Consider the following 25,504-nt stretch of genomic DNA (forward strand, 5'->3'; position numbering starts at 1 on the left):
CCTGTGAACGAGATCGCGACCCTGCGCGGCCGCTGCCGGCCGTCAGGCGGAGGTCGTGCGCGCCCGCGAGCGGCGTTTGATGTTGGCGCGCGAGTCGGCGATCATCCCGAGCATCGCGGCGCGCGCCGCCTCCGGGCGCTTGAGGCGGATGGCATCCAGCACCGCCAGGTGGCGCGGCAGCGAGTACTTGAAATCGGCGGCCTTTCGCGCGGACAGCAGCAGGTAGGCGCCAAGCGCCGCATCGATCACCGAGAACAGCGAGCCCATCAGTTCGTTGTTGGCCGCGTCCAGCACGCACTCGTGGAAGTCCAGGTCGGCCTTGGCCCACGCGTCCATGTCCTGCGCCGCGGCCATGGCCTCGTAGGCCGCCTTGATCCGCGCCAGTTGCGGCGGCGAGCGGCGCTTGGCCGCCGCCGCCGCCGCGGCCGGTTCGATGATCTCGCGCATCTCCACCAGCTTCTCGACGAAGTCGTCGGTCGGCATCGAGGCGCAGCGCCAGGCCAGGATGTCGGCGTCGAGCTGGTTCCAGTAACGCGGATCGCGGACCCGGGTGCCGGTCTTCTGCTTGGTTTCGATCAGGCCCTTGGAGCCGAGCACCTTCAGCGCCTCGCGCAGCGCCGAGCGGCTGACCGCCATGTTCTGCGCGAACACCTCTTCGCGGGGCAGCAGCTCTCCAGGCTTGATCTCGCCACTGATGATCATGCGGCCGATCTCCTGGATCACCTGGCCGTGGAGGTTGCGAACCGCGATGTGTCTCACTGTAACCCCTTCGGAAGGACGAGCCGCGCGCCGCGGCTGCTGCGATTATCCGACAATAGGGGCTAGCGGTGGTGCCAGGCAACCGATGGCTTGCGGGACTCATGGCGCAATCGCCTCGATATCCAGCGCGTCGCGGTCCAGCAGCCAGGCGGGAGTGCCGATCGCCACGCGATTGGCGCCGGCCTTCAACGGAGCCTGGAACTGGGCCGCGCGCCAGGCGTCGGCGGCGGCACCGGCACGTTCGGCAGGCACTGGCGGCGAGGTTGCCGCGTGCAGCATGCGTCCATCGGCCGCCAGTCGCGGCACGGCGGCGAAACCCATCTTGAGCGCCGGCAGCATCCGGCCTTCATCCGCCGCCGGCTGCTGCGACAGGCGCACCGCCGTCGCGCAGCCCACGCCTGCGGCGAGGCGGCGCGCGACCGGCGCCGTCTCCTGCGCGAGCTGCGCGACCGCAGCGCCGATGCAGGGCATCTGCAGTGCCGGCAGCGCGGCGATGGATCCGCCCGTATTCACAGCTTCAACCGCACGCCCAGGCCGAAGGTCTTGTCCTGGAAGCGGATGTCGCGCGGCCGCGAGGTGCCGCTGCCCCAGTACTGGTGGAAGTTGTCGTCCAGCAGGTTGGTGGCCGAGAACACCAGCGTCGCGTGGCGGTTGAGGTCGTAGCTGACCGAGAAGTCCAGCGAGTTGGCCGGTACCACGTGGTCCTCGTTGCCGGCCACCGTGTCCTGGGTGAACGAGGCGATGTAGCGGCTGCGATAGCCGTAGGCCAGGCGCGCGGAGAGGCCGAAGTTCTCGTAGAACAGCACCGCGTTGTAGTTGGTCTTGGACACGTTCTGCAGCGGCCGGGTCACCATCGGCCCGCCGACCGTCGCCGGCGCCTCGGTGTCGCCGTCGATGTAGGTGTAGTTGAACTGCGCGCCCAGGCCGCTCCAGGCGCCGGGCAGGAAGTCGAAGGTCTGCTGCCAGGCCGCCTCCACACCCTGCAGGTGGCCGCTGCCGGCGCTCTGCGGCGACGACAGCAGGTAGTCCTCGCCACCGATGACGGTCTCGGTGATGTAGGTCTGGATGTAGCCGTCGATGTCGCGATAGAACACGCCCACGCTCGCCGAGCCCACCGGCGAGAAGTACCACTCCAGCGACATGTCGTAGTTCTTCGACTCGATCGGGGTCAGGTCGGGGTTGCCGCCGGCGGCCTGGCCGGCGCGGTTGATGGTGCCGGGATTGAGCGACAGCGACGGGTTGAGCGCGCCGAAATCCGGATAGCTCAGGGTCTTGGCCGCCGACGCGCGCAGCTGCCAGTCCGAACCGAAGTGGAACACGGCGCTGGCGTTGGGCAGCACATTGACGTCGCTGGTCTTCTCCGACAGCGCGCTGTAGACGGACGTGGCGGCATCGAACTCGAATGCGTTCAAGTCGCGGCGCACCTTCTCCGCGCGCACGCCGATCAGGCCATCGACCCGCACCGTGTCGCTCAGCTCGAGGTCGTACTTGGCCTGCAGGTAGCCGGCCAGCTTCTTTTCGCCGATGTCGAAATAGCGGCCCGGGTTCTCGCCGGCCAGGCCCGCGGGCAGGCCGTACAGCGCACGCAAGGCGTCGGCGTTCTGGATCAGGTAGCTGTAGCACGGGGCCAGCCAGTCCTGCTTCATCGCCGCGTTGCTGCCCTTGGTGCACAGGACATCGGCGCCGGGAAACCGCACCGGCACCTGGTTGGCCGGGTTGGGCGCGGCGGTCGAACCCTGCCCGCCCGGCGGCGGCGTGGACCGCTCGACGCTGCCGCGCGCCAGCGCGTTGCGGTCGGCATAGCGCAGGCCGAACTGGAGCGATGCGATCGGGCCGTCGATGAAATCGAAGCGGCCGTCGCCGTGCCACGCGTTCTCTTCGCCGTAGGTGTAGCTCCAGGTCTGGAACAGGCCGGCCAGGTAGAAGTTGGCCGGATTCAGCGCCGGATCGCCTTCCAGGTACCAGTTGGTGTGGCTGCCGGCGTTGCCTTCCCACACCGTGGTGAGGGGGCCTTGCAGGTAGGTGTCGATGATGAAGTTGCGGTCGCGGTAGTAGCCGGAGGTGCGCGACAGCTCACTGGACAGGTGCAGCTGGTCGCCGTCCCACTTCACTCCCAGCGCGTTCTGGATGTCCTGGCCGCGCTGCTTGTGCGCCTGCATGCTGGTGGCCGAATAGTTGTCGCCGGTCCAGCGGCCCGAGGAGGCGTCGCAGATGGTCTGGCCGCTGTAGAGCGGGTCCTGCTGGGGCGTCAGCTGGTTGGCGTAGCAGGTGTCGGACACGCTGATCGCGGCCGGGTCGATCACGCTGGTCGGGAAGCTGAAGAAGTACGCCTGGCCGTAGCTGTCGCGCACGTAGTCGTACAGCCCTTCCAGGTACACCTCGGTGCTGTCGTTGGGCTTCCACTGCAGCGCGTAGTTGAACGCGCCGCGGCGGCGGTTGCCGTCGTTGTAGGCGGTGCCGAAGCCGTTGGGCGCCGAGATCAGGTTGCCCTCTTCGGTGCGGAGGGCGGTGCCGCTGCCGTCGGTCAGCACCCGCGGCGTGTCGGCCCACACCGCGTCGTAGGCGTATTCGGTGGCCATGTAGCCGAGGTTGACCAGCGCGCCGAACTCGCCGGCGCCGGTGTCCCAGCGGTTGCTCAGCAGCAGGCTGGCATTGGGGTCGTGCTCGCCGCCGTAGTTGCTGTGGGTGAGGTCGTAGGTCGCGGCCACCTGCGGCCCGTCGAAATCGAACGGCCGGCGCAGCTGGATGTCGACCAGGCCGGCGATGCCGCCCAGCGGCAGCGAGGCTTCGCTGGTCTTGTAGACGCTCAGGGTCTTGACCGCGGTGGCCGGCAGGTTCTGGAACGCATAGCCGCGGCCGGAGGCGCTGAAGATCTCGCGCCCGTTGAGCGTGCTGATGACGTTGGGCAGGCCGCGGATCACCACGCCGGCGGTCTCGCCCTGGCTGCCCTGCGCGATCTGCACGCCGGTGATGCGCTGCAGCGCGTCGGCCACGCTGTTGTCGGGCAGCTTGCCGATGTCCTCGGCCACGATCGAGTCCACGATCATGTCCGAGCTCTGCTTGATGTTCTGCGCCGTCTCCAGGCTCTGCCGCAGCGCGGTGACCGTGACCGCATCCAGGTCGGTGGTGGTGGGGCTGGCCGCGGCGGTCTGCTGGGCGTGGGCCAGGGCCGGCAGCAGCAGCGCCGAGAAGATCGAAAGCGACAACAGCGAGTGTGGAAAACGCCGATTCATGCATCGTCTCCGGACGAAGGCGTGGGTGTCCGCATCGGTCGCGTCGGCGGCCTGCGGCGTGGATAGACAGAAGGCGGGGCTTCAGTGCGTGGCGGTGCGGACAGCGTCTTGCGCGGATCCGGGCATGCCTTCGGCGTTCGCGATGGCGATGCCATCGCGTCGTACGGGCAGCGGGGCCGGAGGGGCGCCGGTCAGCGCGGTTTGCGTTTGCCCCGGTCGGTGCTGAATCGGTAGACCATGCGATTGCTGTACTGCTCGCCGGGCGCCAGTCGCGCCGAGCCGAACGTAGGTTGGTTGGGCGTATCCGGGAACAGCTGCGGTTCCAGCACGAACGCATCGCCCTGGCGATACAGATGGCCGCGCTTGCCCACCGTGGTGCCGTCGAGGAAGTTGCCGGAATAGAACTGCAGCCCGGGCTGGGCCGAGCTCAGCGTCAGGATGCGGCCGGAGCGCGGATCGTGCACGCGCGCCACTTCGCGCGGCTGCCTGGACACGCTGCGGCTCACCACCCAGTTGTGGTCGTAGCCGCGGCCCAGCGCCAGCTGCGGTTCCTCCTTGGCCTTGCGCACGTCCTGGCCGATGGGCTTGGGCTTGCGGAAGTCGAACACGGTGCCGGCGACGGAGCGGATCTCGCCGGTGGGAATCAGCGTGGCGTCGACCGGCGTGTACGCATCGGCGGCGATGGTCAGTTCGTGCTCCATCGCCGTGCCGCTGCCTTCGCCGGAAAGATTCCAGTAGGTGTGGTTGCTGAGGTTGACGATGGTCGGCGCGTCGGTGGTGGCGCGGTACTCGATGGCCAGCGTGCCGTCGCCTTCAAGCGCATAGGTGGAGGTGACGGTCAGCGTGCCGGGATAGCCCTGGTCGCCGGCGGGGCTGACATGGCGCAGGGTGACGCGGTCGGCCTTGGCCTCCACGACCTCCCACACCACCTTGTCAAAGCCCTTGCTGCCGCCGTGCAGGCTGTTGGGCCCGTCGTTGACCGGCACGCTGTACTGGCGTTTGTCCAGGGTGAACCTGCCCTGCGCCAGGCGGTTGGCGAAACGGCCGACGATGGTGCCGAAATACTGCGGCTTGTCCAAGGTGGCCTTGAGCGTGGCGTCGGCCAGCACCACGTCGGCGAGCTTGCCGTCGCGGTCCGGCACCTCGAGCGCGACCAGCGCCGCGCCGAGGGTCAGCACCCGCGCCTGCATGCCCGCGCCGTCGCGCAGGGTGATCGCCTCGACGCGGCTGCCGTCGGACGTGGTGCCGACGACGCTGCGCTCCTGCCCCGCCGCCGATGCGGTGACCGCCAACGCGGCGGCCGCCGCGCAGATCCGTGCCTTGCCTGGTGTGAGCGCCATGATCGAAGTCTCCCCTCAACGAAGGCGCGTACTAAAACATATAATCGGACAATTCAAACGCTGCACCGCAACAGGTTGGAGCGCCGATTTCATTAGTGCACGGCATCGATCTTGCTGCATATCGCGCCTCGCACAGGGCCGCGGCGCACCCATCGCCGCTGGCCTCGATCTCCACACGCAGCGCCGGATCGCGAGCGTCACGAGCCCCGGCTTCGTCCGCCGAACAGAACACCGTCAGCAACTGCGATCCCTCCGGGTCCCAAGTCCCGAGTCCCGGGTCCCGCAGACCCGTACGACGCGGTCAGCGCGCCGGCACCGGGCGGCCCTCGCGCCAGTCCAGGGGCAGGATATACATCGCGCGGTAGCGGGGCTTGCCGGATGCGGCCGGACGCCAGCCGTGGAAGGCGATCCAGCTGCGGCCGGCATGGCGGAACACGCTCTGGTGCCCGGGCCCGACCAGCGCCGGCGGGCCGGGCTCGCTGCGCAGGATCGGGTTCTCCGCGGCGTCGTGGCAAGGCCCCATCGGGCCGTCGCAGCGCGCGTAGCCGGTGGCGTAGGCGCCGCTGCCATAGTCGTTGCCGGCATAGAACAGCCACCAACGGCCGTGCGCGCGCACCATCTGCGGCGCCTCGACGACCTTGCCCTCCCAGGGCTGGTCGTTGCGCACGCCGTCGAGTACCTGGGCCGGGCCTTCCAGCGCCAGCCCGTCCTCGCGCAGGCGCTGGACGAGGAAGCTGGTGGCTGCGCCGCAGCAATTGCCGTCGGTCTTGTACAGCAGCCACAGCCGTTCGCGGCCGTCGGCATCGGGCGCGCGCAACGGGCTGACGTCGATGACGCCGTGCGCGCCGCCGCAGCTCAGCGGCGCGTCCAGCGGCACGAACGGGCCGGTGGGCGAAGCCGCCACCGCCGCGCCGATGCACAGGGTCAGCCCGTCGGCACGGCGCAGGCTTGCATGGCGCGCACTGAAGAACACGATGTAGCGCTCGCCGACGCGCATCGCCTCCGGCGCCCAGATGTCCGGGTGCTGCGCCCGCGCCCACGGCGGCGGCGCAGGCATGGCCTCGGCCGGACGGCTCCAGTGCACGCCATCGGCCGAGGTCGACACCGGCAGATGCGTGCGCGTGCCGTCGGCCTCGGTGCGGTTGGTGGCGTAGGCCACCAGGCGGCCGCCGTCGACCGGCAGCACGAAGGGATCGGCGAATTCGCCGTCCAGCACCGGCGCAATCCCCGGTGGGTCGGCGCGGCGTGAAGATTGCTGTGCCGCACAACCGACCATGACGCAGGCTCCCAGCAGACAGGCAAGAATGTGGCGATGCCGCATCGGATTTCCCGTTGTAAAAATCATATTGTCGGATAATATGGTCGGCGTTCGGACGATGCCAGTCCGGGCCGCATCCGATCGATAGCCGCGCACACTCTGGGAGGGGACATGCGCCAAGCAGCAGGTCGTACACGCCCGTGTGCGGGCGTTCCGAAGATCATGTTCCGCGATCCACGCCGCGCCCGCATCGGCACGGCGCGGCGCCACCGCGCGCGCCTGTCCGCGCCCGCCACGGCGCTCCCCTTCCGACCCGCCCCATTGCGCGCCGCGCCGGACGCAGGCACGCATCGCGCCTGGCCGACGCCGCGGCGATAGCGCCCCTTTTTCCCATACCCAACGGAGCACACCATGCCTCGCCTATCCGCCGCACTGTTCGCCCTCTGCCTGCTGCTTCCCGTCGCGCACCCCGTGCATGCGCAGGCGCCCGACGCGGCCGCGCGCTCGGCCGCCATCGCCGGCGCGCCGGACCGCTGGACGCCCGAGCGCGCCAACGCCTGGTACAAGGAACAGCCGTGGCTGGTGGGCAGCAACTACATCCCGGCCAACGCGATCAACCAGCTGGAGATGTTCCAGGCGCAGACCTTCGATCCGCAGCGCATCGACCGCGAACTCGGCTGGGCCAAGACCCAGTTCGGCATGAACACCATGCGCGTGTACCTGCACGACCTGCTGTGGAAGCAGGACGCCAAGGGCCTGCTGCGGCGCATGGACCAGTTCCTGGCCATCGCCGACAAGCACGGCATCAAGCCGATCTTCGTGCTGTTCGACAGCTGCTGGGACCCGGATCCGGCGCTGGGCGCGCAACACCGCCCGATCCCCGGCGTGCACAACTCCGGCTGGGTGCAGAGCCCGGGCCGCCACGACCTGGTCGATCCGGCCAACGACGCGCGCTTCCGCAGCTATGTCGAAGGCGTGGTGGGTGCGTTCGCCAAGGACAAGCGCGTGCTGGCCTGGGACATCTGGAACGAGCCGGACAACGAGGGCGGCGGCAGCTACATGGGCAAGCAGCTGCCGCGGGAGCAGGAGCGCATCGCCGAACTGCTGCCCAAGGCCTTCGCATGGGCGCGTTCCAAGGGCCCGATCCAGCCGCTGACCAGCGGCGTGTGGATCGGCGACGACTGGTCGCCCGGCGCGCCCGGCCTCAACGCGATCCAGCGCGCGCAGCTGGCGCATTCGGACATCATCAGCTTCCACAACTACGAGCAGCCCGAATCGTTCGAGGCGCGCATCGCGCAGCTGCGTCCCTATGGCCGCCCGCTGATCTGCACCGAGTGGATGGCGCGCGGCAGCGGTTCGGCGGTGGACACCATCCTGCCCATCGGCCGCCGCGAGAACGTCGGCATGGTGAACTGGGGCCTGGTCGACGGCGCGATCCAGACCCGCTTCCCGTGGGACAGCTGGGAGCGTCCGTACACGATGAAGGAACCGGTGCTGTGGTTCCACGACCTGATCAAGGCCGACGGCACGCCCTACCGGCCGCGCGAAGCCGAGCTGTTCCGGCGCCTGGCCGGACAGGACGGCGCGGCCGCCGCGGCGCCCTGACCGCGGCAACAAAGAAGGCCCCCACGCCCTCGAACGCGGCCACTGAAGGCCCACCACCCGGAGCACCGGTATGAGCATTGCACGCATGTCCCTCACCGCCAGCCTGCTGGCCACGGCGATCGCCGCGGCGTTGGCGGCCACCCCTGCCGCCGCGCAGCAGGCGCCCCAGGACGGCGCGTCCGGCGCAGCCGCGCAGGCGAGCACGCCGCAGGACGCCGCACCCGCCAGCGGCGTCCAGGAACTGGATGCGGTCATGGTGGTCGGGCTGCGGCAAAGCCTGCAGTCGGCCCAGGCGATCAAGCGCGATTCGACGCAGATCATCGATTCCATCGTGGCCGAGGACATGGGCAAGCTGCCCGACGTCACCGCGTCGGCCTCGCTGGCCCGGGTGACCGGCGTGCAGGTGACCCGCGCGGCCGGCGAGGCCGCCGACGTGCAGGTGCGCGGCCTGCCCAACCTGACCACCACCTACAACGGCCGCGAGATCTTCACCGCCGAGAACCGCAGCGTGGCGCTGCAGGACTTCCCCGCCGGCGGCGTGGCCGGCCTGGACGTCTACAAGTCCAGCACCGCCGATCTGGTGGAAGGCGGCATCGCCGGCCTGATCGACGTGCGCTCGCGCCGGCCGTTCGACTTCGAGGGCCGCGAACTGTCCGGTTCGCTCAACTACGCGTACCTGGACCAGTCCGACAAGGGCGACCTCAACGGCAACTTCCTGTTCAGCGACCGCTGGGACACCGGCGTGGGCGAGATGGGGTTCCTGGTCAACGCGGCCTGGAACCGCCTGCGCTTTCTGGATTCCACCCGCGAGAACTCGCTGGTGATGGGCGTGGCCCAGCCCAACCAGACCGACCAGCCCGGCTTCCGCTACCCCGACGGCATCGGCACCTTCTACGGACAGGGCATGCGCACGCGTCCGTCGGTCAACGCCGCCTTCCAGTGGAAGCCGAGCGAGCGCTGGGAGCTCAACGCGGACTTCCTGTACCAGGGTTTCCGCAGCCGCGATGCCGACAGCTACATGTTCGTGCCGCTGTACACCGGCGACACGCAGTTCTCCAACGTGGTGCTGGCGCCGGGCCAGCAGGCGCCGCAGGCGCAGAGCCTGACCGCGAGCGGCGGCCTGCGCCCGGAGGGCTACCAGGCCTCCACCGATGCCAGCACCGACACCTACCAGATCGGCCTGGGCGCGGTGTACCGCGAAGGCGGCGTGCGCTGGTCGGCCGACATCGCCGCCACCGACTCCACCTACAAGCTCAAGCAGGCCAACATCGACTACGCGTTCGCCTCCGCGCCGGTGGTGGACGTGGACTACCGCGTGCCCGGCGGCGACGGCGGCGGCAGCTACAGCTTCCGCGACTTCGACCTCACCAATCCGGAAAACTTCGTGCTGCGCGGGCTCTACGACCGCAACTACGAGGCCTCCGGCAACGACGTGCAGGCGCGCACCGATTTCGAGTTCGCGCCCGAGAGCGGGCCGATCACCGCCTACCAGGTCGGCCTGCGCTACACCGACCGCGACGCCGAGCGCCGCAGCGGCGACCGCTACGGCTACGTGGAACCGGCCGGCATCGGCTACCTGGATCTTCCCGTCGGCCTGTCGCTGACCGGCGGCGGTTTCGAGGGCGACGACCATGCGCCGCCGCGGCGCTGGATCAGCCCGACCCGCGACAGCATCCGCCACAACGTCGACGCCCTGCGCGCGCTGACCGATTCGCTGCTGCCGGCCGACAACACCGACTTCGACGCGCTGGGCAATCCGGCGTTCAACGAACTCAACACCTTCACCGCCAACGAGAAGGCGTCCACCGGCTATGCGCAGGTCAAGTACGCGTTCGACACCGCCATCCCGATCGACGGCGCGCTGGGCATGCGCGTGGTGCGCACCGAGACCGAGGTCAACGGCAACTCGCGCGACGTGCTGACCAACACCTTCTCGCCGGTCAGCAGCACCACCCGCTACACCGACTACCTGCCCAACGCCAGCATCCGCTTGCGCCTGAGCGATACGTTCCAGATCCGCGCGGCGGCGACCAAGACCCGCACCCGGCCCAACTTCGACCAGCTCAATCCCTCCACGATCATCAATTCGCCCGAAGGCGCGTGCAACACCGATCCGGGCAGCCCCAACTGCTTCCGCACCGCCTCCAGCGGCAACCCCGGGTTGTCGCCGCTGGAATCGGAGAACTACGACCTGTCGTTCGAGTACTTCTTCTCGCCGACCGGCTCGGCCACGCTGGCGCTGTTCCGCCGCGACGTGAAGGGCTTCATCGCCAACGTCACCACCGACCAGCCCGATCCGGTCTACGGGTCGCTGCGCCTGACCCGGCCGGAGAACGGCGGCGAAGGCAAGATGCAGGGCGCGGAGTTCGCCTTCACCACCTTCCTGGATTTCGATCCGCTGCCGCCGTGGGCGCGCAACTTCGGCGTGCAGGCCAACTACACCTACATCGATGCCGGCGCCGAGCAGGGGCCGACGGTGGCCGCGTCCATCCCCGGCGAGCCGCGCGTCCCGGGCGTGTCCAAGAACTCCTACAACCTGGTGCTGCTGTTCGAGCAGACCGAGTTCTCGGCGCGCCTGGCCTACAACTGGCGCTCGAAATGGGTGCAGGAGTACTCGCAGGTCTACGACCCGGCGCTGGGCGTGTCCGGCCCGTTCTTCCCGCTGGTGCAGGACGGGCGCGGCACGCTGGACATGTCGCTCAACTACACGCCGATGCCGGCGCTGACCTTCGCGCTGGACGTGTCCAACATCCTCGGCGACCCGATCACCAACTCGCGCACCTACAACGTGGAGGGCGACAGCTACATGCGCCAGGTCAAGTACCTGGAAACGGTGTACTCGCTGGGCGTGCGCTTCCGCTTCTAGCGCGCGGGCTCCCGGGCCGGAACGCACGAACCGCAACGGCACCCGTTGCGGTTCGTCGTGCCACCTTCGCGACGGCCCGCCTTCGCGACGGCGTATCGCCGCGCGGTCGCCTCGGCCGCTGCCGGGCGCACAAGCGCAGGCTCTGCGATCAGCCCGCGCTGGCGCGGTCAGCGCAGATTGGTCTTCATCAGGTCGATCACCGCGTCGCCGCGCCCGCTCATCACCGCGCGCAGCAGGTACAGGCCCATGCCCTTGGCCTGTTCCAGCTTGATCGCCGGCGGGATCACCAGCTCCTGGGTGGCCACGCGCACGTCCACCAGCACCGGGCCCGGATGGGCGAAGGTCTGGCGCAGTGCCGGCTCCAGTTCCGCCGATTCGTTCACCCGCAGGCCGAGGATGCCCATCGCGTTGCTCATCGCGGCGAAGTCCGGATTGCTCAGGTCGGTGCCGGTGTCCAGGTAGCCGGCCGCCTTCATCTCCATCGCCACGAAGCCCAGCGAGCCGTTGTTGTAGACGATCACCTTCACCGGCAGGCCCAGCTGCGCCAGCGAGATGAAGTCGCCCATCAGCATCGAGAAGCCGCCGTCGCCGGACAGCGAGATCACCTGGCGGCGCGGAAACTGCGCCTGCGCGCCGAGCGCCTGCGGCATCGCGTTGGCCATCGAGCCGTGGTTGAACGAACCGAGCAGGCGGCGCCGGCCGTTCATGCGCAGGTAGCGCGCCGCCCACACCGTCGGCGTGCCGACGTCGCAGGTGAAGATCGCATCGTCGTCGGCCAGGTCGCTGACCAGGCGGGTCACGAACTGCGGATGCAGCGGCTCGCCCGGCGCGGCGGCCACCGCCAGCTCGTCCAGGCCTTCGCGCGCCTTGCGGTAGTGCGCCAGCGACTTGTCCAGGAAGCTGCGGTCGTCGCGGCGCTGCAGTTTCGGCAGCAACGCGGCCAGCGTCTCGCGCACGTCGGCGGCGATGCCCAGCCGCAGCGGCGCGCGCCGTCCCAGCGCGGCAGGGTCGCGGTCCACCTGCACGATCGCCGCATCGGCCGGGTAGAACTGGCGGTACGGGAAGTCCGTGCCGAGCATCAGCAGCGTGTCGCAGTGGAGCATGGCGCGGTAGCCGGAGCTGAAGCCGATCAGGCCGGTCATGCCGACATCGAACGGGTTGTCCCACTCCACGTGCTCCTTGCCGCGCAGCGCGTGCACGATCGGCGCGCCCAGCGCGTCGGCCAGCGCGACCAGTTCGTCGTGGGCGCCGGCGCAGCCGCTGCCGCACAGCAGCGTCACCGCCTTGCTCGCTCGCAACAGCTCGGCCAGGCGCTCCACGTCGTCGTCGGCCGGCACGATGCGCGGCTGCGACAGCGCCGGCCAGGCCGAACTGGTGTCCTTGGGCAGTTCCTGCAGGGCGACGTCGCCGGGAATCACCACCACCGCCACGCCGCGTCGGAGGATCGCGGTGCGCATCGCGCGGTGCAGCACCTCGGGCATCTGCGCCGGGTTGCTGACCAGTTCCACGTAGTGGCTGCACTCGCGGAACAGTTCCTGCGGATGGGTCTCCTGGAAGTAGCCCAGCCCGATCTCCGAGGACGGAATGTGCGCGGCGATCGCCAGCACCGGCACGTGGCTGCGGTGGCAGTCGAACAGCCCGTTGATCAGGTGCAGGTTGCCGGGGCCGCAGCTGCCGGCGCACACCGCCAGCTTGCCGCTGACCGCCGCCTCGGCGCCGGCGGCGAACGCCGCCACCTCCTCGTGGCGCACGTGCATCCACTCGATGCTGTCCATCTGCCGCAACGCGTCGGTGAGGCCGTTGAGGCTGTCGCCGGTCACGCCCCAGATGCGCTCGACCCCGGCGCTTTCCAGGGTTTCGGCCAAGTGGCGGGCGAGGTTCTTCTTGGGCATGCGCGCAGGTCCGTGGGGGGCGTGAGCGCGCTAGCGTGGCACCGCAGGCGTAAGCCGCACGTTACGGACCCGGCGCCACGGGTTCGGCGCCGCACGCGCGTGCGTGCCGGCGCATGCGTCGTCGCCTGCGTTACGCGCCCTTGTCGCGGCGGTCGTCGCGCTCGCCGCCCTGCCGGTCGCCGTCGTCCTCGTGGTAGCCGCCGCTGGCCGCCTTGCCGTGCGCGCCGCCGGCGTGTTCCCCGGTCGCGCCGTAGGTGCCGCCCTGGCCGAAGTTGGGCTGGGTGGTGCCGCTGCGGTCCTCGCCGGCGTTGGTTGGAGGCGCGCTGGCGGTATCCAGTTTCGACGCCACCGCGCGCTCGCGGCCGTCCGGCACGCCGGAGCCTTCGCTGTCGCGGGAAGTGCCGCGGTAGGCGCTCTGGCGCACGTCGTGCTCGGGCAGGGATTTGTTGTCGGCCATGGCGGTCTCCTCGGTGCTGTGGATGGATGCGCGAGACGCATGCGCTGCGGCGATGACGCCGCACGCCGCGCCGCGAACCGTTCCGACCGTAGACCTGCGCCCGTTAGCGAAGCCGCAATGGCGGGTGACGACCACGCCAAGGCCATCGCGAGCGACGCGCCGCCGAACGTCCGTGCGGCATGCGGCGATCCGACTGACGCGCGCTCGACGCCTCAGCGCTGCGCAGGCTCGGCGCGCGCCGCATCGGCCGCCGCCTCGGTCACGCCCGGGATCGGGCGCGCCTGCGGGAACTGCGCGCGCAGCGCATCCACGCCGGCCTGCGGGCGCGCCAGCGGCAGCAGGTCCTGGCGCTGCTGGCGCCGCTGCTCGGTATCGATGTCCAGGTTGCGGTCGCGCGCGGCGACCAGCGCCGGCTGCACCTCGCCGTCGCGGTTGAACGACCACGCCAGCATCGCCTCGCCCAGCGGCAGCGTCGTGGCCGGCTTGCCGCTGCCGCTGCCGCTGCTGTGCCAGGTATGCCAGGTCTTGCCGTAGCTGTTCATCTTCTTGCGCATCAACTCCTTCTCGGCGGCCTGCGGCAGCCCGGGCGCCACCAGCTGGCCGGACAGGATCTCGCCGTTGTGCGGGTGCCAGTACTGCCGCTCCTCCTGCGGCAGCTGCTGGAACAGGCTCTCGGAGATGATGTACTCCAGGCCGTTGAGGTTGGCCTGGGCGGTATTGCCGTCGAACAGCACGCACTGGGCGAAGTCCTCGTTGACCTGGCGGCAGTAGTGGTGCGCCTCCATCTGCATCTGCGGCTGCGCCTTCATCGGATGGAAGCCGACCAGGTAGATGTCGAACGTGCCCACCGGCGCATTGCCCTGCAGCGCCTTCGCCCCGGCCTCCAGCACCTGCGTCTTGGGCGTTTCGGCGGCGCCGGGCGGTTGCAGCGACGGAGCGTCGGCGTCGCGGCCGCTGCACGCGGCGAGCAGCAGCAGGGCGAGCGGTGAGGCGCGCTGGACCGGCGTGGACATGCGATGTTTCTCCGCATTGGCAGCGCGCGCGAGATGCGGCGCTCGGCAGCAAAAGGCTAGGCCGGCGCATGTCCGCGGCGCGCGAAATCGCGCCGCTGTCTACGCGGCTCGCCGCTGCGCGTCACGGCATCGCGCGCCGCATGCATGGGCTACACGTCGTGCTCACCGCCGGCGCCGGACGATGGCCCCCCGCAATCACAGGAGCACCCCATGGGCACCATCATGAAGCTGGCCGTGGTCGGCGCGGCCGCCGCGGCATACATGGCCTACCGCAAGCGCGGCGCGTCCGGCGCGGCGTCGGACACGGTCGGGCCGTTCCAGACCGAATCCGACAGCGGCGACGCCACGCCGCCGCACGGCGACCCGATGCGCGCGCAGGCCGCGGGCGACGCCGGCGCGGCGACCGGCACCGGCAGCAGCACGGGCACGTCGGGGTCGGCCGTTCGCGGCCAAGGCAGCGGCAACGACGCAGGCAGCGCGGGCGGCGACCGCGACGAACCGTTGGCGGGCGGCGTGCACTGAGCCCAGGCGCGTCGATCGCACGCGCCGCGCGAAAAACCTGGCGCGTAAACGGGAACAGGCGGGACATCCCGCCTGTTCTTCGTGTATGCGACGCTGCGGATCAGCCCGCCTGCGCGGCCTGCTCCCGCTCCACCAGGCGCCGCGCCGGCCTGGGCCGGCTCGGGAACGCATGGCGCACGATCCGCCACATCACCTGGCCGAACTGCCGCGGCAGCGAGCCGGTGTTGTAGTGCTGGCCGTAGCGCGCGCAGATCGCCTTCACCTCCACCGCCAGTTCCGCGTAGCGGTTGGCCGGGATGTCCGGATAGAAATGGTGCTCGATCTGGTGGCTCAGGTTGCCCGACAGCACGTTCAGCAGCTTGCCGCCGGCCAGGTTCGACGAACCGCGCAGCTGGCGCAGGTACCAGTGGCCGCGCGACTCGTTGCGGATCGATTCCTTGGGGAAGGTCTCCGCATCGGCGGTGAAGTGGCCGCAGAAGATGATCACGAAGGTCCAGATGCTGCGCAGCACGTTGGCGGTGAGGTTGCCCAGCAGCACCGGCAGGAAGAACGGACCGGCCAGCAGCGGGAAGATCACGTAGTCCTTGAGTATCTGCCGGCCCATCTTGCGCCCCACCGGCGCGAACGAACGCCGCAGCTCGGCCGCCTTCATCTTGCCGGCGAACCAGCGCCCCAGGCGCAGGTCCTGGATCGCCACGCCCCATTCGAACAGCAGCGCGAACACCACCGCCACGAACGGCTGCGCCAGGTAGAACGGGCGCCAGCGCTGCTCGGGGAAGATGCGCAGCAGCCCATAGCCGATGTCGTCGTCCAGGCCGCGCACGTTGGTGTAGGTGTGGTGCTTGAAGTTGTGCGTCTTGCGCCAGTTGTCGCCGGTGGCGACGATGTCCCACTCGTAGGTGTTGCCGTTGAGCTGCGCATCGCCCATCCAGTCGTACTGGCCATGCATCACGTTGTGGCCCAGCTCCATGTTCTCCAGGATCTTGGACAGGGTCAGCAACGCCACGCCGGCGATCCACGCCGGCCACAGCACGCTGTGCACGAACGCGCCGAGGAACAGCAGCGCGCGCCCGGCCAGGCCGGTGTAGCGCACCGCGGCGACGATGCGGCGGATGTAGCGCGCGTCGCGCGCGCCCAGTTCGGCGACGGTGCGCGCACGCAGCGCGTCCAGTTCGTCGCCGAAGCGTTGCAGCTCGGCGGGGGACAGCGCGCGGTTGCGGGGAGCGGCCATGGCAGGGGTCCTCAAAGGTCCAGGATCAGGTCGCTGCTGGCGCTGTTGACGCACAACTTGAGCATCGACCCGGGTTCGGCGGCATGCGCGCCGGTGAGCAGGTTGCGGGTCACGCCGGACCGCTTGCCGCAGGCGCAGCTGTTGCAGATGCCCATGCGGCAGCCGTGCTTCGGGCGCAGGCCTTCGGCTTCCAGCGCGGTGAGCAGCGACTGCCCGCGCGGCAGCTGCAGCACGCGGCCGCTGCGCGCCAGGGTCACCGCGACCGCGCCGTCCTCGGCATCGTCGAGCACCGGCGCGGTGAACGCCTCGGCCTGGAACGAGGCCACCCGGCCCTGCAACCGCGCGCGCGCGGCCTGCACGAAACCGCCCGGGCCGCAGGCCAGCACCTGTGCCTGCGCGAGCCCGGCCACGTGCTCCAGCGGCAGGCGGTCGATGCGCGGCGACGGCGCCTGCGCATCGCCGGTGATCGCCAGCTGCAGGCGGAAGCGCGGATGGACCGCGGCCAGCGCCTGCAGTTCGTCGACGAAGCACAGCTGGTCGCGCTGCCGCGCCCAGTAGATCAGGTCCACGTCGGCCGGCATGCCGGCGTCGCCCAGCTGCCGCAGCAGCGCGCGCATCGGGGTGATGCCGCTGCCGGCGGCCAGCAGCAGCCAGCGGCCGCGCGCGGTGTCGGGCAGCACCATCTCGCCGAAGGCCTGGCCCAGTTCGAACACCGCGCCGAGCGGCGCCTGCGCCAGGTACCGGCTGACCCGGCCGCCCTCGATCGCCTTCACCGTGATCGCCAGGCGCCCGCCGGGCAGCGGCGTGGGGCTGTAGCTGCGGATCAGGCGGCGCCCGTCGATCTCCACGCCCAGTTCCACGTGCTGGCCGGCGCGCAGGCCACGCCAGTGGCGGTTGGGCTTGAGGATCAGCGTCACCGCGTCGCGGCTGGCCGGCAGGCGTTCCAGCAGCCTGGCGCGCGGACGCTGCCAGGTCCACAGCGGATGCACCCGGGTGGACCAGAAGTCGAAGATCTCCGGCTGCACCCAGGCGCGCAACGCGCGGGTCGCCGGGTGGGCGCGGGTGGTACCAGGACGGCGGGCAGCGTTCATGGGGCCACTATACACACGCAAATACAGGTGTGCATACAGTTGTGCATTCAGTGAGGGCGTATGATTCAGGCCTAGCCTTTCGCGCCGCGCCCATGACCTCGATCACCCTGCCCCTGCCCGACGACGCGGTGCCCGCGCGCAAGAGCGCGATCTCGCGCGAAGACCTGCTGGCCGCGGCGCTGAAGCTGATCGGGCCGCATCGCAGCGTGTCCACGCTGAGCCTGCGCGAGGTGACCCGCGAGGCCGGGATCGCGCCGAACAGCTTCTACCGCCAGTTCCGCGACATGGACGAACTGGCGGTGGCGCTGATCGACCTGGCCGGCAGCTCGCTGCGCAAGATCATCGGCCAGGCGCGGCAGCGCGCCGCCGGCAGCCACCGCAGCATCATCCTCAGCTCGGTGGAAACCTTCATGGAGCAGCTGCGCGCCGACGACAAGCTGCTGCACGTGCTGCTGCGCGAAGGCACGGTGGGCTCGGACGCGTTCAAGCAGGCGGTGGACCGCGAACTGAACTACTTCGAGGACGAGTTGCGGGTGGACCTGATCCGCCTGGCCGCCGCCGACGACGCGCCGCTGCACGCCCCGGAACTGGTGTCCAAGGCGATCACCCGCCTGGTGTTCGCGATGGGCGCCACCGCGATGGACCTGCCGCCGGAAAAGGACCCGGAACTGATCCGCCAGATCACCACGATGCTGCGCATGATCATCGTCGGATCGCGCGCGATCGCCGCATCGGCGTAGTCGCAGCGCCCACCCGGATCCGCTGCGCGCGCGGATCCGGCGATAACGGACGCGCATCTGCAACCACGTGCAACGCACGGTGTCCGCGTCCGCGGCGGTCCGATCGCATCCGCTGCGCTTTTTCTGGCCTGTACACGCATTTCCTTCTTCGTGCTCGCCGGCAACAGCGCCGCTTCCTGCGCGAGGACGGCATCGTGATGGGCGCCATCATCGCCTTGGCAGGGGTATCAACGCGCCGGACGTACGCTTCGTCCGTCGCTTGCCAGCGGCCGCGCATCGCGCGCTGATGCCGTGGCGAGCGCCCGGCATGCGGCGACGTCGCGCTCGCAACCTGCCGAACCATCTGTTTTCCAGATGGATATCATCCAAAGACATAGCCTATTCGGATGCATCGCACCGCCCTACGCTGGCCTCACTTCGCAACGAGGCCACCGCCATGAACTCCGCCGCCACCGTCCCCCGCCCTTCCACTGCCGTCCCCGCCACCGCGCCGGCGCGCCCGCGTCGCATCGTCCACCAGAGCCAGGGCCGCCGGCATGGGCCGATCACCCGCCTGGTCAGCCCGCACGACCTGGGCGAGCGGATCAAGCCGTTCGTGTTCCTGGACCACGGCACGCTGCCGCCCACCGGCGGCACCTTCTTCGGCATCCATCCGCATTCGGGCATCGCCACGCTGACCCTGGCGCTGGTCGGCCGGCTGGACTACGAGGACACCACCGGCCAGTCCGGCACGGTGGCGGCGGGCGGCCTGGAATGGATGCAGGCCGCGGCGGGCGCGTGGCACGACGGGCGCGTGCCCGGCCCCGAGCCGCTGTCGTTCTTCCAGCTGTGGCTGGCGCTGCCGGCCGAACGGGAGAACGCCGCGCCGCTCGGCCAGCACGTCGCGCCGCAGGACGTGCCGCGCGTGGGCCCGGTGTCGGTGCTGCTGGGCGACTACGCCGGCGCCGCCAGCCCGATCCAGGCGCCGGACGGCGTGCGCTACTTCCATGTGCAGCTCGCCGACGGCCAGGCGTGGCGCTACCAGCCCGCCGCCGGCCACGAGGTGGCCTGGATCGCGGTGCACCAGGGCGTGGCGAAGGCGCCGACGCCGGTCCGTGCCGGCGAGATCGCGGTGTTCGACGCCTCCGACGCCGCCCTGCACTTCGTCGCCCAGGGCGCGACGTCCTTCGTGATCGGCATCGCCGCGCCGCATCCGCACCCGCTGGTCACCGGCTACTACTCGGTGCACACCAGCGCCGAGGCCCTGCAGCGCGGCGAAGCGGAAATCGCGCGCATCGGCGAGCGGTTGCGCGCCGCCGGCCGCATCGCCTGAGCGTCTCCCACCGCGCCACCGTTCGCCACAGCCGTCCCATCCGTTCCACCTCTTCCACCCGATCGCTTGCCACCACCCAAAGGAGTTCCGTCATGTCCAGCAACCTGTCCACCCCCTCCATCGCCACCCCCACCGACACCGCGCGCAACAGCGCCGAACTGGGCGGGCGCGTCCTGCTCGCCGCCCTGTTCCTGCTCTCCGGGGTGGGCAAGATCGGCGCCTACGCCGCCACCGCCGGCTACATGGCCTCGATGGGTGTGCCCGGCGTCGCGCTGCCGCTGGTGATCGCGCTGGAAGTGCTCGGCGCGGCGGCGATCATGCTCGGCTGGCGCACCCGCATCGTCGCGTTCCTGCTCGCCGGCTTCACCCTGGTCACCGGCATCGTGTTCCATGCCGATTTCGGCGACCAGATGCAGACGGTGATGTTCCTGAAGAACGTCTCGATCAGCGGCGCGTTCCTGCTGCTGGTCGCGCACGGCGCCGGCCGCTACAGCCTGGACGCGCGCCGCGCGCGCTGATCCATCACCCTTCCCCATCGTGTTTGCGCGGCGGCCGGCCCGGCCGCCGCTCCATTCGAGGTCATCGTCATGAGCTACGCCATCATCGGTTCCGGCGCCATCGGCAGCGCCATCGCGTCGCATTTCGCACGCATCGGCCAGGACGTGCGGGTCGCCAACTCGCGCGGCGCCGCCGCGGTCGGCGAACTGGCCGCGCGGCTGGGGCCGCATGTCCAGCCCAGCGACACCGCGCAGGCCTTGCAGGCCGACGTGGTGATCCTGGCGGTCCCGTTCGGCCAGGCCGCGCAGTTGGCGGCCGGCGTCGGCGACTGGCAGGGACGCATCGTGGTCGATGCGACCAACGCGGTCGACTTTCCCGCGTTCACCCCGTCCGACCTGGGCGGGCGCGCATCCACCCAGGTGCTCGCCGAGGCGTTGCCCGGCGCGCGCGTGGTCAAGGCCTTCAACACCCTGCCGGCCGCGGTGCTGGCGCAGTCGCCCGACAGCGACGGCGGCCGCCGCGTGCTGTTCGTCTCCGGCGACGATGCGCAGGCCAACCGGAGCGTCGCCGCACTGGCGCAGGCGCTGGGCTTCGACGCCATCGTGCTCGGCGCGATCGGCGCCGGCGGCCTGCTGCAACAGTTCGGCGGCCCGCTGGTGGCGCAGAACCTGAGCCGCCATGGCTGACGCGTGCGGCGCAGCGCGGGCGCCCATGCTGCATCCGCATCGAAACGCGTCCGGCGCGGCGCGAAACCTGCGCCGGCGCCCAGGCTTGCACACGCCACGCGCACATCCTCTTGGCCGTGCTTTTACTTCGCCGGGCGCATCGTGGCCGTGATTTCCCCTACGAGGCACCGACGATGGCCGTACCGAACTATCCGTATCCTCCGTTCAAGCCGCAGCAGCAGTCGTTCCCCGGGCTGACCGACAAGATGGACCCGAAACCGGACCATGGCGAAGACAGCTATGTGGGCCATGGCCTGCTGCAAGGCAAGAAGACCCTGGTCACCGGCGGCGACAGCGGCATCGGCGCCGCGGTGGCGATCGCCTACGCGCGCGAAGGCGCGGACGTGGCCATCGCCTACCTGCCGACCGAGCAGCACGACGCCGAGCGCATCGCCAAGCTGATCGAGACCGCCGGCGCGCGCGCGCTGCTGTGCCCGTGCGACATCAGCGACCGCGCGCAGGCGCAGGCGCTGGTGGACAAGGTGGTCGCCGAGTTCGGCGGCGTGGACGTGCTGGTCAACAACGCGGCCTACCAGCGCTACTTCCACAGCTTCGACGAGATCACCCTGGACGAATGGGAGAAGACCTTCGCCACCAACGTGCACGCGCCGTTCAACCTGGTGCGGCTGCTGGTGCCGCACATGCCCGAGGGCGGCTCGATCATCAACACCGCCTCGGTCAATTCGAAGAAGCCCACGCCCAACATCCTGCCGTACTCCACCACCAAGGGCGCGGTCGCCAACATGACCATCGGCTTGGCCGGCCTGCTCGCCGAACGCAAGATCCGCGTCAACGCGGTGCTGCCCGGCCCGATCTGGACCCCGTTCATTCCCGCCGGCATGGACGAGGAAGCGGTCAAGGATTTCGGTTCGCAGACGCCGTTCGGCCGCCCCGGGCAGCCGGTGGAATTGGCCTCGGCCTACGTGATGCTGGCCGCCGATACGTCCAGCTATACCTCCGGCGCGCTGCTGACCATCTCCGGCGGCGCGGTGACGCTGTAGCCTGCGCGCCTCTGGCGGACACGGGCGTGGAAAGCCGCCCGCGTCCGCTGCCGCTGCAACCGATTTCTTTCATCGCGGTGCGCACCTTCTATGCGGCGTCGATCTTCATGTCGTGTTGCGCTGTGCCCTGCGTACAGCGCGGCTTCCGGTGCGCTGGGCACAAGCCGCCCATACATGCTGAACCATTTACCCGACAACACGGCCTGTCCGGGCACCGAGCGCCCGACCTGACAGCAGGCTTGGCAAAGATGCGTCTGCGCGTTGCAAACGCTTGCGACCGGGCGCGCGCTCGTCCACGCGTGCGATTCGGTCCGCCGCAGGCGCCGTAGACGGTGGCCTCACCCGCACCCTGCCCACGGCCGGGGAAGGTATACAGTGGCGGCATATCTCTCAGGTACGCGCAAAGGCAATGGATAACCCAGCGCTATCTGCCGCTGTCGCCATGCTCGAAACACAAGCGATCGACGGCGCCGAAGCGCCGAGGATCGCCGCCTCCGTGGTCTCCATCTGGCAACAGATCGAACAGGCGCTGACGCCGATCCTCGGCGCGCGCGGCGTGGCCGCGCTGTTCAAGCGCGCCCTGTTCCTGACCAAGGACCGGTATCCGTGGCTCGAGGAGGCCTTCGCCGCGATCGAGGCCTCCGGCGGGCGCAGCGCGGCGGACCTCTTCGGCCTCGTGCTGGGCCGGCAAAGCGCCGCCAGCGCCGCGGCGGGCGGCGCCGCGTTCCTCTCCACCTTCCACGCAGTGCTGGTCAGCATGATCGGCCCGACCCTCACCGAACGGCTGTTGCTGTCGGTGTGGACCACCTTTTCCAGCGGGCCTCCCGCGCAGGACATCTCCCCATGAGCAGCAAAGTCGCCATCCAATGCCTGCGGACCGGCGTCCCCGGACTCGACGAGGTGCTGGGGGGTGGATTGCCCGAATTCTCGTTCAACCTGATCGCCGGCCCGCCCGGCTGCGGCAAGACCACGCTCGCGCACCAGATGATGTTCGCGCTGGCCACGCCCGAGCGTCCGGCGCTGTACTTCACCGTGCTGGGCGAGCCGCCGTTGAAGATGCTGCGCTACCAGCAGCAGTTCGACTTCTTCGACACCGCGTCGATCAACGCCACGATCCACTTCGTCAACCTCTCCGAGGAGACCCTGGCCGGCGATCTGGACCAGGTGCTGCGGCGCATGGTCGCCGAGGTGGAAGCGCACCGGCCGGCGCTGGTGTTCGTCGATTCGTTCCGCTCGGTGGCGCTGGCCAGCACCGCCGACGGCAACATCCACAACCACCTGCAGCGCTTCGTGCAGCAGTTGGGCATGCTGATGACCAGCTGGCAGGCGACCACCTTCCTGATCGGCGAATACTTCGCCGAGACCGACGCCAATCCGGTGTTCACCGTCGCCGATGGATTGATCTGGCTGCGCCAGAGCGTGGAGCGCAACTCCATGGTGCGCAAGATGGAGATCATGAAGATGCGCGGCGGGCCGTCGCTGCCGGGCCTGCACACCTTCCGCATCGACCGCAGCGGGATCCGCGTGTTCGCGCCGATCCAGCCGGCAGCGGCCGGCCTGGAAGAACCGCCGGCGGCCACCCAGGTGCCGCGCCTGCCGATGGGCATCCCCGGGCTCGATGCGATGCTCGGCGGCGGCCTGCCGCAGGGCTACTCGCTGCTGGTCGCCGGCCCGTCCGGTTCGGGCAAGAGCCTGCTCGCCGCGGAGTTCCTCGCCGAGGGCGCGCGCAACGGCGAGACCGGGGTGCTGGCGCGGTTCGAGCAGCGCGGCCAGCGATCGCGCATGCCGGCGCTGGCGGCGCTGATCGCCAGCGGCCAGGTCGGTGTCGTGGACAGCCGCGCTCCGGACCTGTCGATCGACGAGATCCTGCTGTTGCTGCTGCGCGAGATCGCCCGCCTCGGCGCCAGGCGGGTGGTGATCGATTCGCTGTCCGCGTTCGAACTGGCGCTGGCGCCGACCTTCCGCGAAGACTTCCGCGAATCGCTTTCGCGCATGGTGGTGGCGCTGGCGGCGACCGGCGCCACCGTGTTGATGACCTCCGAGCTGGAAGACCGCTACACCGACCTGCGCTTCAGCCCCTACGGCACCGCGTTCATGACCGACGCGATCATCGTGCAGCGCTACATCGAGGTCGACAGCCGCCTGCGGCGGGTGCTGGCCGTGGTCAAGGTCCGCGCCAGCGCGCATTCGGACCAGTTGCGCGAGTTCAGCATCGACGATGCCGGCATCCATATCGGCGCGCCGCTGGCGCACCACGAAGGGCTGCTCGGCGGGCGGCCCACGCGCAAGCCTGCGCAGGGAAGCGCCCCCGACGATGGATGAGCGCGCATGACCACGCAACCGCTCCCGGAACAGTCCGCGGCCGACACCGCCAAGCTGGAGCTGTTCGAGTTCCGGCGCCAGGCGCTGATCGCCCGGCTGGAGCTGGACGGCCTGCAGCAGGACGTGGCGAACCTGCGGACCCGCTTTCCGCCCGGCCCGATCAGCGAACTGCAGGCGGCCAACGAGCAGTTGCTGCTGTCCACGTTGCGCACCCAGGCGCGGCTGGACGATTACGAACACGCGCTGGCCGAAGCGGCGCGCAACGCCACGCGCGATCCGCTGACCCAGCTGCCGAACCGCTCGCTGTTGTTCGAGCATCTGGACCGCGCCATCGCCGGCGCCGCATCTCAGCGCAGCCGCATCGCGGTGCTGTTCGTGGACTTGAACGAATTCAAGCAGATCAACGACCTGCTCGGCCACGCCACCGGCGATGAATTCCTGCGCCTGGCGGCGGAACGGATCACCGCGGCCGCCGGCACGAACGCCTTCGTCGCCCGCTACGGCGGCGACGAGTTCGTGGTGGTGCTGGACGAATCCAGCGACGACGGCGCCGCCTGCATGGTCGGCCGGCTGGTGGCAGGCCTGGAAGCGCCTTGCGTGGCCGGCGGGCATGCGCTGCAGCTGGGCGCGAGCATCGGCATCAGCCTGTATCCGGACGATGCCGATACCGGCATGGCGCTACTGCAGCGCGCCGACGATGCGATGTACTGCGTCAAGCGCCAGACGTCGGCCAGCTTCAGGTTCTATGGCCAGTGCAGCGCCGAGGAACTGCACGCCCGTCGCCCGGCGCGGGCCTCGCCCGCCGCCGCGCCGGCCACGCCCGCCGACGATCCCCACGACGCCCTGCGCCAGGCCAACAGCCAGCTGGTGCTGGCCGCGCTGAACGCGCAGGAGCTGCAGGCCGCGGCCGAGCAGGCGTTCCAGCGCCAGAACGAGATGCTCGCCTTCGTCGCCCACGAACTGCGCAACCCGCTCACCCCGATCCGCATCGCCGGCGCCATGCTGGACACCCTGCCCGGCACCGAACTGCTGCGGATGCAGCAGATCATCGAGCACGAAGTGGTGCACATGAACCGCCTGATCGGCGACCTGCTCGACGTGTCGCGGGTGCGCACCGGCAAGCTGCGCGTCCTGAAGGAGCGCGTGGACCTGCACGACATCGTCGAGGCGGCGGCCACCGCCTGCCGCCCGGCGATGGACGCGCGCCGGCAGCGTTTCGAACTGCAGCTGCAGGCGCGGCCGATGATGATCCACGGCGACGCGATACGCCTTTCGCAGGTGCTGAGGAACCTGCTGGACAACGCGTCCAAGTACACCCCCGAAGGCGGCTGGATCGGCCTGGCGCTGCGCGCCGACGGCGATGGCGACGGCGCGAGCATCGTCGTGTCCGACAGCGGCATCGGCATTTCCGCCGACGCGCTGCAACGCATCTTCGAGCCGTTCGTGCAGGACCCGCATGCGGTCGGCTTCAACGGCGCCGGGCTCGGCATCGGGCTCACCGTGGTGCGCGAGATCCTCGCCGCGCACGGCGGCAGCGTCGCCGCGTACAGCGCCGGCATCGGCCTGGGTTGCGAGTTCTCGATCTCGCTGCCGCTGTACCAGCGCCCCGGCACCGGCGCGGGCTAGCGCCGGCCGCCAG

At 70.1% G+C, this 25,504-nt stretch carries 21 protein-coding genes; 11 read left to right on the forward strand and 10 right to left on the reverse strand.

Annotation, left to right across the window (positions count from 1 at the left end):
• Window positions 1-42: 42 nt before the first annotated feature.
• The 5 genes from JR065_RS21820 to JR065_RS11700 all read right to left on the reverse strand — a co-directional run bounded on the left by JR065_RS21820 (window position 43) and on the right by JR065_RS11700 (window position 6,548).
• Window positions 43-759 (reverse strand): FCD domain-containing protein, encoded by a 717-nt coding sequence (locus tag JR065_RS21820; RefSeq protein ID WP_206234363.1) that lies wholly within the window; start codon window positions 757-759, stop codon window positions 43-45.
• Between the two features lie 99 nt (window positions 760-858).
• On the reverse strand, window positions 859-1,272 hold the full coding sequence (locus tag JR065_RS11685) for a hypothetical protein (protein ID WP_206234364.1): 414 nt from the start codon (window positions 1,270-1,272) through the stop codon (window positions 859-861).
• Window positions 1,269-3,992 (reverse strand): TonB-dependent receptor, encoded by a 2,724-nt coding sequence (locus tag JR065_RS11690; RefSeq protein WP_206234365.1) that lies wholly within the window; start codon window positions 3,990-3,992, stop codon window positions 1,269-1,271. Before JR065_RS11690 ends, JR065_RS11685 begins: the two co-directional genes overlap by 4 nt.
• A gap of 191 nt (window positions 3,993-4,183) precedes the next feature.
• Window positions 4,184-5,332 carry an aldose epimerase family protein gene (locus tag JR065_RS11695; protein WP_206234366.1) on the reverse strand — a complete coding sequence of 383 codons (1,149 nt, stop codon included), beginning with the start codon at window positions 5,330-5,332 and terminating at the stop codon, window positions 4,184-4,186.
• A 301-nt stretch (window positions 5,333-5,633) separates the two neighbouring features.
• A complete protein-coding gene (locus tag JR065_RS11700; RefSeq protein WP_206234367.1) occupies window positions 5,634-6,548 on the reverse strand; it encodes a glycoside hydrolase family 43 protein in 915 nt (304 codons plus the stop codon).
• Window positions 6,549-7,001: 453 nt separating this feature from the next.
• Between JR065_RS11700 and JR065_RS11705 the strand changes: the two genes are divergently transcribed.
• Window positions 7,002-8,195, forward strand: coding sequence for a cellulase family glycosylhydrolase (locus tag JR065_RS11705; RefSeq protein WP_206234369.1), 1,194 nt, complete (start codon window positions 7,002-7,004; stop codon window positions 8,193-8,195).
• Window positions 8,196-8,265: 70 nt separating this feature from the next.
• Window positions 8,266-11,061 (forward strand): TonB-dependent receptor, encoded by a 2,796-nt coding sequence (locus tag JR065_RS11710; protein WP_206234370.1) that lies wholly within the window; start codon window positions 8,266-8,268, stop codon window positions 11,059-11,061.
• 167 nt (window positions 11,062-11,228) lie between these two features.
• Here the strand turns inward: JR065_RS11710 and poxB are convergent, their stop codons facing one another.
• The 3 genes from poxB to JR065_RS11725 form a co-directional block, all read right to left on the reverse strand.
• Complete coding sequence (poxB, locus tag JR065_RS11715; protein ID WP_206234371.1) at window positions 11,229-12,953, reverse strand: ubiquinone-dependent pyruvate dehydrogenase; 1,725 nt, start codon at window positions 12,951-12,953, stop codon at window positions 11,229-11,231.
• Window positions 12,954-13,083: 130 nt separating this feature from the next.
• Window positions 13,084-13,410: a hypothetical protein gene (locus JR065_RS11720; protein ID WP_206234372.1), complete on the reverse strand. Its 327-nt coding sequence runs from the start codon at window positions 13,408-13,410 to the stop codon at window positions 13,084-13,086.
• A gap of 212 nt (window positions 13,411-13,622) precedes the next feature.
• Window positions 13,623-14,423 carry an OBAP family protein gene (locus JR065_RS11725; RefSeq protein WP_206234373.1) on the reverse strand — a complete coding sequence of 267 codons (801 nt, stop codon included), beginning with the start codon at window positions 14,421-14,423 and terminating at the stop codon, window positions 13,623-13,625.
• A 210-nt stretch (window positions 14,424-14,633) separates the two neighbouring features.
• Here JR065_RS11725 and JR065_RS11730 point away from each other — a divergent pair, with 210 nt between their 5' ends.
• A complete protein-coding gene (locus JR065_RS11730) occupies window positions 14,634-14,945 on the forward strand; it encodes a hypothetical protein (protein WP_206234375.1) in 312 nt (103 codons plus the stop codon).
• A 100-nt stretch (window positions 14,946-15,045) separates the two neighbouring features.
• On the opposite strand, the gene JR065_RS11735 is transcribed toward JR065_RS11730, so the two are convergent.
• Entirely contained in the window at window positions 15,046-16,176 is a 1,131-nt protein-coding gene (locus tag JR065_RS11735) for a fatty acid desaturase family protein (RefSeq protein WP_206234376.1), read from the reverse strand.
• A gap of 11 nt (window positions 16,177-16,187) precedes the next feature.
• The gene (locus tag JR065_RS11740; protein WP_206234377.1) at window positions 16,188-17,267 is read right to left on the reverse strand and encodes a ferredoxin reductase; all 1,080 of its coding nucleotides are present in this window, start codon (window positions 17,265-17,267) and stop codon (window positions 16,188-16,190) included.
• 92 nt (window positions 17,268-17,359) lie between these two features.
• Here JR065_RS11740 and fabR point away from each other — a divergent pair, with 92 nt between their 5' ends.
• The 8 genes from fabR (at window position 17,360) to JR065_RS11780 (ending at window position 25,491) form a co-directional block, all read left to right on the forward strand.
• Window positions 17,360-18,007: an HTH-type transcriptional repressor FabR gene (fabR, locus tag JR065_RS11745; protein ID WP_206234378.1), complete on the forward strand. Its 648-nt coding sequence runs from the start codon at window positions 17,360-17,362 to the stop codon at window positions 18,005-18,007.
• A 436-nt stretch (window positions 18,008-18,443) separates the two neighbouring features.
• On the forward strand, window positions 18,444-19,319 hold the full coding sequence (locus tag JR065_RS11750) for a pirin family protein (protein WP_206234380.1): 876 nt from the start codon (window positions 18,444-18,446) through the stop codon (window positions 19,317-19,319).
• Window positions 19,320-19,411: 92 nt separating this feature from the next.
• Complete coding sequence (locus tag JR065_RS11755; RefSeq protein ID WP_206234381.1) at window positions 19,412-19,837, forward strand: DoxX family protein; 426 nt, start codon at window positions 19,412-19,414, stop codon at window positions 19,835-19,837.
• A gap of 69 nt (window positions 19,838-19,906) precedes the next feature.
• Window positions 19,907-20,503 (forward strand): NADPH-dependent F420 reductase, encoded by a 597-nt coding sequence (locus JR065_RS11760; RefSeq protein WP_206234382.1) that lies wholly within the window; start codon window positions 19,907-19,909, stop codon window positions 20,501-20,503.
• A gap of 173 nt (window positions 20,504-20,676) precedes the next feature.
• Window positions 20,677-21,543: an SDR family oxidoreductase gene (locus JR065_RS11765; protein ID WP_206234383.1), complete on the forward strand. Its 867-nt coding sequence runs from the start codon at window positions 20,677-20,679 to the stop codon at window positions 21,541-21,543.
• A gap of 442 nt (window positions 21,544-21,985) precedes the next feature.
• A complete protein-coding gene (locus JR065_RS11770) occupies window positions 21,986-22,390 on the forward strand; it encodes a hypothetical protein (RefSeq protein WP_241093565.1) in 405 nt (134 codons plus the stop codon).
• The gene (locus tag JR065_RS11775) at window positions 22,387-23,865 is read left to right on the forward strand and encodes an ATPase domain-containing protein (RefSeq protein WP_206234385.1); all 1,479 of its coding nucleotides are present in this window, start codon (window positions 22,387-22,389) and stop codon (window positions 23,863-23,865) included. Before JR065_RS11770 ends, JR065_RS11775 begins: the two co-directional genes overlap by 4 nt.
• Window positions 23,866-23,871: 6 nt before the next feature.
• Window positions 23,872-25,491: a diguanylate cyclase domain-containing protein gene (locus JR065_RS11780; RefSeq protein ID WP_206234387.1), complete on the forward strand. Its 1,620-nt coding sequence runs from the start codon at window positions 23,872-23,874 to the stop codon at window positions 25,489-25,491.
• The last annotated feature ends 13 nt before the right edge of the window (window positions 25,492-25,504 follow it).

It is taken from the genome of Xanthomonas sp. (assembly GCF_017163755.1).
In the GTDB taxonomy this organism is placed as follows: domain Bacteria; phylum Pseudomonadota; class Gammaproteobacteria; order Xanthomonadales; family Xanthomonadaceae; genus Xanthomonas_A.